The following is a 12,856-nucleotide window of genomic DNA, read 5'->3' as shown; positions in this document are numbered from 1 at the left end:
CCGATAGCGGTGTCCGCACTATACGTCACAACTCGGAGACATCAATTCTTATTTTATTTCATATACTTACACGAATACAAAGGTATACAAACCGACTATCTCATTGATTTGGCTGCCACAGCTCGATCGGATTTCCTTCCGGATCGTGAAGTCGCGCGAACTTTCCGATTTCACTGTCCCAGTCGGGGCGGGTCTCAACAGCGATTCCGGCAGCTTCAAGCTGCTGTATCATCGCGCCCAGATCGTCGACCCGAAAATTGATCATCCATTGCTGATCCGGGTTTCCGAAATACTCGGTGTCCTGCGCGAACGGCGCAAACACCGTATACCCTTCGCGCTGCTTCCAGGGCACCGGATCATAGTGGTTTACGCCCAGATGTTCTTCGTACCAACGGCTCAATTCCTCGGGATCACTGGCCCGAAAGAATACGCCCCCAATACCGTTCACTTTCTGCATGTTTCGCTCCTACCACACGTGCATCGAGTATATCACAACCCGCCTGCTTCATCTGGCCATAAATATCCTGGGGGTTTGGGGGCAAAGCCCCCAACAGCACAAAAAAAGAAAAGGGCGCCCAAAGGCGCCCTTTGCAATTGGATCAGACCGGTTAATCACTCGATCATCGGCAGGAGCTTATCCAGCGACGCTTTGGCGTCGCCATAGAACATGCGGGTATTTTCCTTGAAGAACAGCGGGTTTTCGATACCCGAATACCCCGTACCCTGACCACGTTTTGACACGAAGACCTGCTTGGCCTTCCAGCATTCCAGAACCGGCATACCGGCAATCGGGCTGTTGGGATCTTCCTGCGCCGCAGGGTTCACGATGTCATTCGAGCCGATGACGATGGCCACATCCGTATCCGGGAAGTCGTCATTGATCTCGTCCATTTCCAGAACGATATCATAGGGCACCTTCGCCTCGGCCAGCAGCACGTTCATATGGCCCGGCAAACGGCCCGCGACCGGGTGGATCGCAAAACGCACCTCTTTACCCTTGGCGCGCAGCTTACGGACCAGTTCACTGACCGATTGCTGTGCCTGCGCCACCGCCATACCATAACCGGGAATGATGATAACGCTGTCGGCATCGTTCAGGGCTGCAGCAACGCCATCCGCCTCGATGGCCACCTGCTCGCCCTCAACGGCCATCTGTTCACCCTGCGGGCCACCAAAGCCGCCCAGAATCACGCTGACAAAGTGACGGTTCATCGCCTTGCACATGATGTAGGACAGGATTGCACCGCTTGAGCCCACCAGCGCACCGACCACGATCAGCAAGTCATTGCCCAGCGAGAAACCAATCGCCGCCGCGGCCCAGCCCGAATAGCTGTTCAGCATCGACACAACCACCGGCATATCCGCGCCACCGATGCCCATGATCAGGTGATAACCAATGAACAGCGCGGCCAGGGTCATCAGGATCAGCGGCAGCAGCCCACCGGACGAGGTATACCAGATCAGACAGATCAGCGAGAGACCCGCAGCCGCTGCGTTCAGCGCATGACCACCGGGCAGCTTTGTCGCCGCCGAGGTCACTTTGCCCGCCAGCTTGCCATAGGCCACGACCGAACCGGTAAAGGTGATCGCACCGATAAAGATGCCCAGGAACAGCTCTACATGAAGGATTGCCAGCTCGGCCGGCGTCTTCTTGGCGATAAGTTTGGCAAAGGTGCCCAGATCATGCAGATCCGCCTCTTTCGCCGTATCCACAATTGCCATGACTTGTGCCACGTTGCCGATTTCAAAATGCGCGTTGAAGCCGACGAACACAGCCGCCAGACCGACCAGTGAATGCATCGCGGCCACCAGCTGCGGCATCTCGGTCATCTGGACGCGCTGCGCCACGTATTGACCGATCAGACCGCCGCCAATGATCAGCAGGATCGACAGCAGCCACAGCCCAGAACCGGGGCCAACCAGCGTGGCAAAGACCGCCAGCGCCATACCGACGATGCCGTACCAGACCGCGCGCTTGGCGCTTTCCTGGTTCGACAACCCGCCAAGGGAAAGGATGAACAGAACAGCCGCAACAACATAGGCGGCAGTGGTGAAGCCAAATTCCATGTGCCCGGCCTCCTTAAGATTTCTGGAACATGGCGAGCATGCGCCGGGTTACGAGGAAGCCGCCGAAGATGTTGATCCCGGCCATGAAGACAGACAGTGCCGCCAGCAGAATGACCAGGAACGACCCCGATCCGATCTGCATCAAGGCCCCAACGATGATGATCGACGAGATCGCGTTGGTGATCGCCATCAGCGGCGTATGCAGGCTGTGCGAGACATTCCAGATCACCTGGAAGCCCACGAAAATGGCCAGCACGAAGACGATGAAATGCTGCATGAAGCTGGCCGGGGCAACCAGCCCCACCAGCAGCATCAGTGCACCGCCGACACCCAACAATGTAAACTGCTGCCTGGTCTGCGCCTTGAAGGCCGCAATCTCCTGCGCCTTTTTCTCTTCCGGGGTCAGTTCCTTGACCTCGGGCTTTTTCTGTGCGGCGATCGCCTGAATCTTGGGCGGCGGTGGCGGGAAGGTGATTTCACCTTCATGCGTCACGGTCGCGCCGCGGATCACATCGTCTTCCATGTTGTGATTGATCTGACCGTCCTTTTCGGGCGTCAGGTCTGTCATCATGTGACGGATGTTGGTGGCATAAAGCGACGAGGATTGTGCCGCCATCCGGCTGGGGAAGTCGGTATAACCGATTATGGTCACGCCATTGTTGGTGACAACTTTCTCATCCGGCACGGTGCCTTCGACGTTACCGCCACGCTCGGCTGCAAGGTCGATGATGACCGAACCCGGCTTCATCGCCTTGACCATATCCTCTAGCCACAGCTTGGGCGCCGGACGGTTGGGGATCAGGGCGGTGGTGATAACGATGTCCATCTCGGGCGCAAGTTCGCGGAACTTGGCCAGCTGGGCGTTGCGGAATTCTTCCGACTGGACCGAGGCATACCCGCCTGTGGCCGCGCCGTCCTGCTGCTCTTCTTCGAAGTCCAGATAGACGAACTCAGCCCCCATCGATTCGACCTGTTCGGCCACTTCAGGGCGCACGTCGAACGCGTAGGTGATCGCGCCCAGCGACGTGGACGTCCCGATTGCGGCCAGACCGGCCACACCGGCCCCAACGATCAGCACCTTGGCAGGAGGAACTTTACCGGCGGCGGTCACCTGGCCGGTGAAGAAACGGCCAAAGTTGTTGCCTGCCTCGATCACGGCGCGATAGCCTGCGATATTTGCCATCGACGACAGCGCGTCCATCTTCTGCGCGCGCGAGATGCGTGGCACCATCTCCATGGCGATCACGTTGGCGCCCTTGGATTTGGCCAGCTCCATTCCTTCTTCGTTGCCCGCAGGATTGAAGAACGAAATCAGGGTCTTGCCCTTGGTCAACCGTTTCAGTTCGGCCTCAGTCGGGATCCGAACCTTGGCAATGATATCCGCAGTCTTCCACAGCGACGCTGCGGTCTTGACCACCTCAACGCCTACGGCCTCGTATGCGGCATCCGAAAAACCGGCAGCCGCGCCCGCGCCTTTCTCGATCAGGCACTCATAGCCCAGTTTCTGCAATTGCACGGCCGAGTCGGGCGTCATTGCAACCCGGTTCTCACCGTCCAGTATTTCCTTTGGCGTGCCTATCTTCACTGGCAGTCCCCCTAATTTTTACTCTGTCCGAGCGGGTGGTCGGTATTCTTTGTTAAGCAAAGATGTATCCTGCGCAACATTATTTCGCAAGCGCAGCATTTTTTACGTAACATCACAAAATCAGCCACCTTAGATCCAACGCCGCGTCTTGCGTTCATAGCGTGCGAAATCCGTGCGGAACTGCCGGCGCAGGCGGTCTTCTTCCGGCAGGATAAACCGGCGCTCCAGCACCCAGACGAAGACCGGAACCAAAACCAGTGACAACACGGCGTCAAACCGCAGAATCAAACCCGCAAGAATCAGTACGTCCCCGACGTAGATCGGGTTTCGACTGCGTTTGTAGATGCCCGTTTGCACCATCGCGGTCGGTGTCTCATGGGGAATGACGGTTGTTTTATGGCGGCGAAACTCGACAATGGCCAGAACGGCCATCAGAACGCCACCGCCGATCAGAACTCCACTGAGAAGGTCGGTCAGGCCGCTCTCTAGTGACAGGCCCAGCGCCATGTATCTGGCTTGTGCCCATGCCAGCACCGCAAAAGCGATCAACCAAACTGGCGGTACATCTATCCAGCGCATTCTAAGCCCTCATGAACGACGACGGTGTCGGGTGTGTGTCGCTTCTGACCGACGTCCTACCGTTTTTCGGCCAGATTAGCAAAAGACCAGTATGTCGCATCGATAGACAGACATGTCAGGATCGGCTACCCCAAATGCAACAAAAGACGACCACACAAGTGAGTGAGCCTTCATGACCGATTTTGCAGCAACCAAAGCCATGTTCGACCTGCCCGAGGGCGTGATTTATCTGGACGGCAACTCTTTGGGCCCGCTGCCTAAAACGGCTGCGTCTCGTGTGCAGAACATGCTGTCCGAGGAATGGGGGCAAATGCTGATCACCGGCTGGAACAAAGCCGGTTGGATGGGCCTTCCCATGGGGCTTGGAGATCGAATTGGCCGCCTGATCGGAGCCGAGCCAGGCAGCGTCGTGACCGGCGACACCCTGTCGATCAAGGTTTATCAGGCCGTGTCCTCTGCCCTTGAACTGAACCCGACCCGCAAGGTTGTGCTTTCCGACAATGGGAACTTTCCGTCAGACCTGTACATGGTCGATGGCCTGCTGCGATCCCTTGGGAGCCCATACGAACTGCGCGTCGTCGACCCGCAGGACGTCGCAGATGCAATCACCGAAGAGGTCGCAGTCCTGATGCTGACCGAAGTGGATTACCGCACGGGCCGGATGCACGACATGAAGGCACTGACGGAACTGGCCCACGCCAACGGTGTCGTGACGGTTTGGGATCTGGCGCATTCCGCAGGGGCCATTCCCGTTGACCTTGCAGGGTGCAATGCGGATTTCGCAGTCGGGTGTACTTATAAATACCTCAATGGCGGCCCCGGTGCGCCCGCGTTCATTTATGTTGCGCCCCGACTGGCAGATAGTGTGCGCCCGGCCCTGTCCGGCTGGCTGGGGCACGAAGAGCCCTTTGCCTTTGACCTGGACTATCGCCCCGGAAGCGGGATTGAGCGTATGCGCGTGGGAACACCTCCGATCATCCAAATGACCGCGCTGTCGGCGGCCATGGATATCTGGGATATGGCCGACATGGCGGATGTGCGCGCCAAGTCCATTGAATTGACCGAGCTTTTCATTCGTCAGGTCGAGGCGACCTGCCCAGACTTGCAATTGGACAGTCCGCGCGCGCCCGAGCAGCGTGGCAGTCAGGTTTCATTCCGCTTCAAGGAAGGCTATGCCGCGATGCAAGCGCTGATCGCGCGTGGTGTCGTCGGAGATTTCCGCGCACCTGACACAATGCGGTTTGGTTTCACGCCGCTGTATATCGATGAAAGCGATGTCGAGCGTGCAGTCGGGATTCTGGCGGATGTCATGCAGAACAAGCTTTGGGACACGCCCGAGTACAAAACCCGGCAGCGCGTTACCTGATTTCCAGCCCGGCCCCGATCAGGGCCGCCAACTGGTTGGTGCGCCTTTCAAATTCCTCGGCGTCTGACGCAGTCAGCTTGATCCCCTTCAGCGTGACCGTAAGTGTTTTCGCCGTTTCTTCAGGCGTGTCGAACAGACGAACGCGGCCAGCACCCTGCTCTCGCCTCAGCCATTCGGCATAAAGCGCGGTTAGTTCACCTTCGCCCCGTTCGACAATGTCGATGGCCATGGATTTGGTCGTGTCCAGCATCTCAAGCCCATGCGGCGACGCCAAAATCGCAGCCATGCCCTCGGTCTGGGCGTGGATCGCCTTTCTGGCAAGTTCTGAAACCGAGCCTTCGCTGTTCAGCGCCGCGGCCACCACTGCGGACTTTTCCTCGTAATGCCGTTCAGTCAGCTTGCGAACGATCGCTTCCTTGTTCCTGTAATACAGATAAACCGCTGGCCGTGACATCCCCGCACCGCGCGCAATGTCATCCATCGAGGTCTTGCGGAACCCGTATGCGGAAAAGGCCTGAAAAGCAGATGCTAGGATCGCTTTCTGCCGGGATTCGTCACTCGTATCTTTCATGCGCAAATCTCTGACATTTTTTGTGTAATTTGTCAATTGACAGACTGACACTTTACAACCATTATGTCAGAACCTGCCACAGTTACAAAAGGTGCGCCATGGCGACGGCCCTGAAGATTAACGGAACTCCTCATCAGATCGACCTGCCGGATGATGTCCCCCTGCTTTGGGTTCTGAGGGATGAGGTTGGCCTGACCGGCACCAAGTTTGGCTGTGGCGTCGCCGCTTGCGGCGCCTGTACGGTTCATATCGATGGCGAGGCGGTACGTTCGTGCCAAGTGGCGCTGTCGGATGTCTGGGGTGACGTGACCACAATCGAAGGCGTCGGCACGCCAGAAGCACTGGCTACGATCCAGCAATCCTGGGCTGACCATCAGGTGGCGCAATGTGGCTATTGCCAGTCGGGCCAGATCATGCAGGCCGCTGCCCTGCTTGCGGAGAACCCTGCGCCCACGGACGCAGAGATCGATGAGGCGATGCAGGGAAACCTGTGCCGCTGTGGCACCTACCCCCGCATCCGGGCCGCGATCCACGACGCAGCCTCCAAGTTGAAGGAGGCGTAAGAGATGGCTTCTGTTGGCAAAATTATCCGCCGCACGTTCCTGATCGGCTCAGCCGCAATTGTCGGCGGCGTCGCCTTTGGCGCGTATTATGTCACCCGCCCTGCCCCCAACCCGCTGAAACCGAAAGAGGGTGAAGCGGCCCTGAACCCCTTCGTACTGATCGATCAGAATGGCATCACCCTGTTCGCGCCCCGTGCCGAGATGGGACAGGGCGTGAAAACCACGTGGGCCGCGCTGATCGCCGAAGAACTGGATGTCGATCTGGATCAGATCACCGTTCTGCACGGTCCGGCAGCCGCCGCCTATTACAACTCAGCCATGATGGGCGAGGGACTGCCAAACAAGGGCTACGACATCTCAGACTTCCAGCACAACTTAGGTGAAGCACTGGGTGTTCTTGGCAAGGCCCTTAGCCTGCAGGTCACAGGCGGCTCCACCTCGATGAAGGACGGGTTCGAGAGGATGCGGCAAGCCGGTGCTTCGGCCCGTGAAACGCTGAAACGCGCCGCCGCTGATCGGTTGGGTATCGACCCCTCGGATCTGAAAACAGCTTCAGGCCATGTCATCGCGCCGACCGGTGACAAGATCGCTTATACCGATCTTGCAGTGGAAGCGGCCGGACTGGAACCCGTCGAGGTACCTTTGCGAGACCCGTCCGAATGGCGTTATCTGGGACGGGCACAACCGCGACTGGACATGGTGGGCAAAGTGACAGGCACTGCCGAGTTCGGCATCGATGTTCGCCTGCCCGGTATGAAATTTGCTGCCGTGCGCATGAACCCCAAACTGGGCGGCGCGATGAACAGCTTTGACGACAGTGCTGCAATAACCATGCCCGGGGTCGAAAAAGTTGTTGATCTGGGCACAGGTGTTGCCGTGATCGCGAACAACACATGGCTGGCCAATCAGGCTGTTGAGGCTGTTGAGATCGACTGGGGCGATGCGCCATATCCACCTGATACCGATGGTATTTTCTCAAAGATTGCAGAGGCGTTTGACGGCGCGCCGAACTCGACCATGCGCGATGATGGCGATGTCAGCGTGACGCCGGATGGCGCAACCGAGGTCACTGCCGAATACCAAGTGCCTTATCTGGCGCACGCCACGATGGAGCCGATGAATGCCACCGCGCTCTATACCGGAAACGCTCTGGAACTGTGGTGCGGCAATCAGGCCCCGACGCTGATCCGTTTTCGCGCTGCGAATACCGCAAATCTGGACACTGAGGCTGTTCAGATTCACACCACCTATCTGGGGGGTGGGTTTGGCCGCCGGGGCGAACTGGATTTCGGAGAAATCGCCACCAAGGTCGCCATGGCCATGCCTGGCACACCGGTCCAGACAACCTGGAGCCGCGAAGAAGACATGCGTCACGACTACTTCCGCCCCGGCGCCATCGCCCGGATGCGCGGCGCTGTTCAGGACGGCAAGGCCGTTCTTATTGACGGCAAGGTTGCAGCGCAGTCCTGCACGCAACAGGCGGTCGAGCGTTACACCGGCTTCCCCGGAGGCGGACCCGACAAAGTGCTGGTCGAAGGGTTCTTCAACCAGCCATATGCCGTGCCAAACTACCGGATGAGCGGCCACGTCGCTGATCTGGCTGTCCCGGTGGGCTTCTGGCGTTCAGTCGGCAACAGCCACAACGGCTTTTTCCACGAGACCTTCATGGACGAATTGGCCCATGCCGCAGGGCGCGACCCGCTGGACTTCCGGCTAGAAATGATGAGAACCGAACATGCCCCATCTGCCGGATGTCTGGAGGCGGTCAGGGAAATGTCCAACTGGACCGGAAAAACACCTGACGGTGTAGGCCGTGGCGTGGCCTTCACCTACAGCTTCGGCACTCCGGTGGCTCAGGTTATCGAAGTGGTCGACGATAACGGTGCCATCCGCATCCACAAGGCCTGGATCGCCTGTGACATGGGGCTGGCGCTGGACCCTGAAAACGTCAAGGCACAGATGTTTGGCGGCATGATGTATGGCCTGTCGGCCGCGTGTTTCGGCGAGATTACCTTCGCCGACGGGGAAGTCGAGCAGTTCAATTTCCCCGACTATGACGCCCTTCGTATGCATACTGCGCCACAAGTCGAGGTGCGCGTTCTGGAGACCAATCGCCATATGGGCGGCGCTGGTGAGCCCGGCACCCCCCCCTCGATGCCCGCACTGGGTAACGCTCTGTTTGATTTAACCGGAAAACGTGCGCGCAGCCTGCCGCTGGTCAATCAGTTCAACCTGCTGGTCTGATTGCCATTTACCTTCCCCTGCACCGGTCCGTCGCGCGCCCGCACGGTCCGGTGCCCTAGTCAGGCTGATTTCTGAACTGCCTGACAGGCAATCCCCGCCGCCCATCCCCGCACAGCCATGCCGAAGGCTTCGAACAAGGGGCGTGAAACCGGGTCGTTGATCGCATCCCATTCGGGATGCCATTGCACGGACAGCGTAAATCCGGGCGCGTCCTTGATGTAGATCGCCTCGGGCGTTCCGTCCGGCGCATGCCCATCGATCACCACACGCTGTCCGATGCACTTGATCCCCTGCCCGTGCAGCGTGTTTGTCATGACCTCCTGCGCACCAAACAAGTCGTGGAACACACCGTTTTCCGTCAGTTTCACCACGTGGCGCAGCGCAAATTTTTCCTCAAGTGTACCATCGGGCGGCATCCGGTGGTTCATCCGCCCCGGCAGATCACGAATTTCCGGATAGAGTGTTCCGCCCATGGCCACGTTGACCTCTTGAAATCCGCGGCAAATGCCCAGAAACGGCTGACCCCGTTCCACACAGGCCCGAACCAGCGGCAGGGTGATCGCGTCACGCGCGCGGTCAAACTCTCCATGCGCCTCGGTAGCCGGTTCACCATATTCTTCGGGATGCACATTGGGGCGACCGCCGGTCAGAAGAAAGCCGTCGCAAACCTCCAGCAACTCCTCAACCGACACATAACGGGGATCGGCGGGGATCAGCAGCGGTAAACATCCCGATACGTTCGCCACAGCGTCCGAATTCATCGTCCCCCCTGCATGGGTCGGGTATTGATCGTTCATGAGGTATGAGTTGCCGATAATACCAACAACGGGTCGAGACATTCCGCTTTCCTTGTTATACATCCCCTTGAAAAGGAAGCTAACCGCAGCTTCACAGTCGTGCAAGAATACACCTCCTGCGTGACAGCGCAGGGACGTGTTCAGGGGTGCACAAATACCCCCCGCGATCAGTCAAGTCACGGCTCGTTTTCCCCGCCTAAAACTTCAAGTCGGAAACATGCGCCAAGTCATTGCTTTGACGGAGCTGCTCTCAATGGTCGGACTTAAATCTCGCCGTCCAACCCAGCGGCCTCAATTCCCGCCATCGCAACGGCAGCATCGTTTTCTGACGTGTCGCCGGTTACCCCAACGGCACCGATCACGTCGCCCTTTCGACCCCGTATCAAGACCCCGCCCGGAACTGGTACGACCTGCCCGCCATACACTCCGTTTACAGCCGCCATAAAGTAGGCTTGCGCCTCGGCCCGTTGCATCTGTGCCGTGCCCGCCATGCCCAGCATGACAGAGCCATATGCCTTGCCATGCGCAATCGCAAAGCGGCCCGGTGCTGCATCATCCTCACGCTCGAACGCGATGACGTGGCCGCCTGCGTCCAGAACAACCACCGAAAGTGGCTTCAGCTCCATCTCGCGGCCTTTCTCAAGCGCTTTGCGGATAATGGTGCGGGCTTTGCGAAGGGAAACTTCCATGTGCATTCCTGTGTCTGCATGTCGAAAGAAGAAAGGGGGCGGATCGCCCCCTTCGTTTTACGCTGTGGCTGCCTTCAATTCCAGACGGCGTGCGTGCAGGACCGGCTCGGTGTAGCCCGAGGGCTGCACACGGCCTTTGAACACAAGGTCACAAGCCGCCTGAAAAGCAATTCCGTTAAAGCCCGGCGCCATCGGGACATAACCCGGATCGCTTTCATTCTGGCGGTCCACGACAGCCGCCATTTTCTGCATCGCAGCCATCACCTGTGCTTCGTCGACAATGCCATGATGCAGCCAGTTGGCCAGTGCCTGAGACGAAATCCGGCAGGTCGCACGGTCTTCCATCAACCCGATGTCGTTGATGTCGGGCACTTTGGAGCATCCCACGCCCTGATCGACCCAACGCACGACATAACCCAGAATGCCTTGTGCATTATTCTCGACCTCGCACGAGATTTCCGCGTCACCAAGATTGCGCCCCCCCAGCAGGGGAATGGTCAGCAAATCGTCAAGCGTTCCTCGGGCACCCGCCGCTGCAATCTCGTCCTGACGGGCCAGTACGTTGACCTTGTGGTAATGTGTGGCGTGCAAAGTCGCGGCGGTCGGCGACGGCACCCAGGCGCAGGTGGCGCCTGATTGCGGATGGCCAATCTTTTGCTCCAGCATATCGCCCATCCGGTCCGGCATCGCCCACATGCCTTTGCCGATCTGCGCCTTGCCTTTCAGGCCGCAGGCCAAACCGATATCGACATTTCGGTCTTCATAAGACGCAATCCAGGGCGTGTTCTTGATGTCGCCCTTGGGCAGCATCGGCCCGGCCTCCATCGAGGTATGAATCTCATCCCCCGTGCGATCCAGGAAACCGGTATTGATGAAGGCGACGCGCGACTTCGCGGCGCGGATACATTCTTTGAGGTTGACCGACGTGCGGCGTTCCTCATCCATGATGCCCAGCTTCACGGTGTTGCGCGGCAGGCCAAGGATGTCTTCGACCATGTCGAAAATCTCGACCGCAAAGGCAACCTCTTCCGGCCCGTGCATCTTGGGCTTTACCACGTAGACCGACCCTTCGACTGAGTTACCCCCATCCCGTAGCAGGTCATGCATTGCGATCAGAGTGGTGCAGAGCGCGTCCATCAACCCTTCGCCAATCTCGCGCCCTTCAGCATCCAGAACGGCCGGGTTCATCATCAGGTGGCCGACATTCCGCACCAGCATCAGCGAACGACCCTTCAAGGTCGCCTGCTCACCTGTCGGTGTGGTGAAGGTCAGATCCTCTGCCAGCTTGCGGGTAAATGTGGTGTCGCCCTTGGTGACGTCTTCGGTCAGATCACCCTTCATCAGGCCCAGCCAGTTGCCATAGGCCACGACCTTATCCGCTGCATCAACACAAGCGACCGAGTCCTCGCAGTCCATAATCGTTGAAAGGGCGGATTCCAGCCGGACATCGGCGATACCTGCGCGATCAGTGGCGCCGATGGCGCCAGTCGGATCGATCATGATCTGAATATGCAGACCATTGTTTTTCAGAAGCACAAAATCCGGCTTGTCTGCCGCGCCACCGAAACCAACAAATTGAGCAGGGTTTGCCAGTGCCGGGGAAAGAACACCTTCTTCAACATGCAGTCCCGACACCTTGGCCCAAGACCCACCAGCCAGAGGCACGGCGTCATCCAGAAAGGCTTTTGCCCAGGCTATCACCCGCGCACCGCGCGCCGCATCATACCCACCACCTGTTGGCAGATCGCCTATCGCATCGGTGCCATAAAGCGCATCATACAGGCTGCCCCATCGCGCGTTCGCCGCGTTCAGCGCAAAGCGCGCGTTGGTGATCGGCACAACCAGCTGCGGGCCCGGCGTCAGCGCAATCTCGGGGTCGACATGTGTCGTGTCGATCTGAAACCCGTCGCCTTCCTCGACCAAATAACCGATTTCCTTCAGAAAAGCCCGATAGTCAGTGGGATCAATGCTCTGACCCTCGCGCGCAATATGCCAGCTGTCGATGCGCCCTTGAATCTCGGCGCGCTTGGCCAGAAGCGCGCGGTTCTTCGGCCCCAGTTCAGACACCAGTCGCGCCAGACCCGCCCAGAAATCCTGCGCCGACACACCCGTACCCGGCAATGCCCGCGTCTCGATAAACTCTGCCAGTATTGGATCGATCTGCAGCCCGCTCAGGGTTTGTCTGCCACTCATCTTCCTGCTCTCCCGCGATTGTGTGCCATTGTATGCGTAAGTGACTTAGGCCGAAAGTTTCCGATAGGCAACTTTCGACTTTGCGTTAGGGTTATTCGGATCGAAGGGAAGCTGTTTCAAAAACAACAAGGGAATGGCGGGGGCCAGTTGCAGCTCTGGAACGATGCCCCTAACGTCGCGCCAGACACGAACCGATGCGAGG

Annotated in this window: 11 protein-coding genes; 3 read left to right on the top strand and 8 right to left on the bottom strand. The window is 58.6% G+C overall.

Annotated elements, in window-relative coordinates:
- Positions 1-100 precede the first annotated feature (100 nt).
- The 4 genes from ACR0EK_RS06075 to ACR0EK_RS06060 form a co-directional block, all read right to left on the bottom strand.
- Entirely contained in the window at positions 101-457 is a 357-nt protein-coding gene (locus ACR0EK_RS06075; protein ID WP_480557517.1) for a VOC family protein, read from the bottom strand.
- A gap of 155 nt (positions 458-612) precedes the next feature.
- On the bottom strand, positions 613-2,067 hold the full coding sequence (locus ACR0EK_RS06070) for an NAD(P)(+) transhydrogenase (Re/Si-specific) subunit beta (protein WP_480967663.1): 1,455 nt from the start codon (positions 2,065-2,067) through the stop codon (positions 613-615).
- A 13-nt stretch (positions 2,068-2,080) separates the two neighbouring features.
- Entirely contained in the window at positions 2,081-3,652 is a 1,572-nt protein-coding gene (locus ACR0EK_RS06065; protein ID WP_480481810.1) for a Re/Si-specific NAD(P)(+) transhydrogenase subunit alpha, read from the bottom strand.
- Between the two features lie 129 nt (positions 3,653-3,781).
- Positions 3,782-4,231: a methyltransferase family protein gene (locus ACR0EK_RS06060; protein WP_267364290.1), complete on the bottom strand. Its 450-nt coding sequence runs from the start codon at positions 4,229-4,231 to the stop codon at positions 3,782-3,784.
- Between the two features lie 172 nt (positions 4,232-4,403).
- On the opposite strand from ACR0EK_RS06060, the gene kynU reads away from it, so the two are divergent.
- Positions 4,404-5,597, top strand: coding sequence for a kynureninase (gene kynU, locus ACR0EK_RS06055; RefSeq protein WP_480899022.1), 1,194 nt, complete (start codon positions 4,404-4,406; stop codon positions 5,595-5,597).
- Here kynU and ACR0EK_RS06050 read toward each other — a convergent pair.
- On the bottom strand, positions 5,590-6,168 hold the full coding sequence (locus tag ACR0EK_RS06050) for a TetR/AcrR family transcriptional regulator (RefSeq protein ID WP_480506282.1): 579 nt from the start codon (positions 6,166-6,168) through the stop codon (positions 5,590-5,592). The two genes, kynU and ACR0EK_RS06050, sit on opposite strands and share 8 nt — an antisense overlap.
- Before the next feature lie 98 nt (positions 6,169-6,266).
- Between ACR0EK_RS06050 and ACR0EK_RS06045 the strand changes: the two genes are divergently transcribed.
- Together ACR0EK_RS06045 and ACR0EK_RS06040 are read left to right on the top strand one after the other, a co-directional pair.
- On the top strand, positions 6,267-6,731 hold the full coding sequence (locus ACR0EK_RS06045; protein WP_480506281.1) for a (2Fe-2S)-binding protein: 465 nt from the start codon (positions 6,267-6,269) through the stop codon (positions 6,729-6,731).
- Between the two features lie 3 nt (positions 6,732-6,734).
- Positions 6,735-8,975, top strand: a complete 2,241-nt coding sequence (locus ACR0EK_RS06040; RefSeq protein ID WP_480899026.1) for a xanthine dehydrogenase family protein molybdopterin-binding subunit — start codon at positions 6,735-6,737, stop codon at positions 8,973-8,975.
- A 59-nt stretch (positions 8,976-9,034) separates the two neighbouring features.
- Here the strand turns inward: ACR0EK_RS06040 and ACR0EK_RS06035 are convergent, their stop codons facing one another.
- The 3 genes from ACR0EK_RS06035 to ACR0EK_RS06025 form a co-directional block, all read right to left on the bottom strand.
- Complete coding sequence (locus tag ACR0EK_RS06035) at positions 9,035-9,814, bottom strand: gamma-glutamyl-gamma-aminobutyrate hydrolase family protein (RefSeq protein WP_480476009.1); 780 nt, start codon at positions 9,812-9,814, stop codon at positions 9,035-9,037.
- Positions 9,815-10,035: 221 nt separating this feature from the next.
- Positions 10,036-10,461: a GlcG/HbpS family heme-binding protein gene (locus ACR0EK_RS06030; protein WP_480476007.1), complete on the bottom strand. Its 426-nt coding sequence runs from the start codon at positions 10,459-10,461 to the stop codon at positions 10,036-10,038.
- Positions 10,462-10,518: 57 nt separating this feature from the next.
- Entirely contained in the window at positions 10,519-12,654 is a 2,136-nt protein-coding gene (locus ACR0EK_RS06025) for a malate synthase G (protein ID WP_480899029.1), read from the bottom strand.
- Positions 12,655-12,856: the final 202 nt, after the last annotated feature.

This window comes from Ruegeria sp. AE4 (assembly GCF_056542185.1).
The sequence above is the reverse complement of the archived record's forward strand: the minus strand, read 5'-3'. Positions and strand labels throughout refer to the sequence as shown.

Bases quoted from the DNA above. Each gene is read 5' to 3' on its own strand.
- ACR0EK_RS06075 (WP_480557517.1), bottom strand. From the start codon at position 457: ATGCAGAAAGTGAACGGTATTGGGGGCGTATTCTTTCGGGCCAGTGAT.
- ACR0EK_RS06070 (WP_480967663.1), bottom strand. From the start codon at position 2,067: ATGGAATTTGGCTTCACCACTGCCGCCTATGTTGTTGCGGCTGTTCTG.
- ACR0EK_RS06060 (WP_267364290.1), bottom strand. From the start codon at position 4,231: ATGCGCTGGATAGATGTACCGCCAGTTTGGTTGATCGCTTTTGCGGTG.
- kynU (WP_480899022.1), top strand. From the start codon at position 4,404: ATGACCGATTTTGCAGCAACCAAAGCCATGTTCGACCTGCCCGAGGGC.
- ACR0EK_RS06050 (WP_480506282.1), bottom strand. From the start codon at position 6,168: ATGAAAGATACGAGTGACGAATCCCGGCAGAAAGCGATCCTAGCATCT.
- ACR0EK_RS06045 (WP_480506281.1), top strand. From the start codon at position 6,267: ATGGCGACGGCCCTGAAGATTAACGGAACTCCTCATCAGATCGACCTG.
- ACR0EK_RS06040 (WP_480899026.1), top strand. From the start codon at position 6,735: ATGGCTTCTGTTGGCAAAATTATCCGCCGCACGTTCCTGATCGGCTCA.
- ACR0EK_RS06035 (WP_480476009.1), bottom strand. From the start codon at position 9,814: ATGTCTCGACCCGTTGTTGGTATTATCGGCAACTCATACCTCATGAAC.
- ACR0EK_RS06030 (WP_480476007.1), bottom strand. From the start codon at position 10,461: ATGGAAGTTTCCCTTCGCAAAGCCCGCACCATTATCCGCAAAGCGCTT.
- ACR0EK_RS06025 (WP_480899029.1), bottom strand. From the start codon at position 12,654: ATGAGTGGCAGACAAACCCTGAGCGGGCTGCAGATCGATCCAATACTG.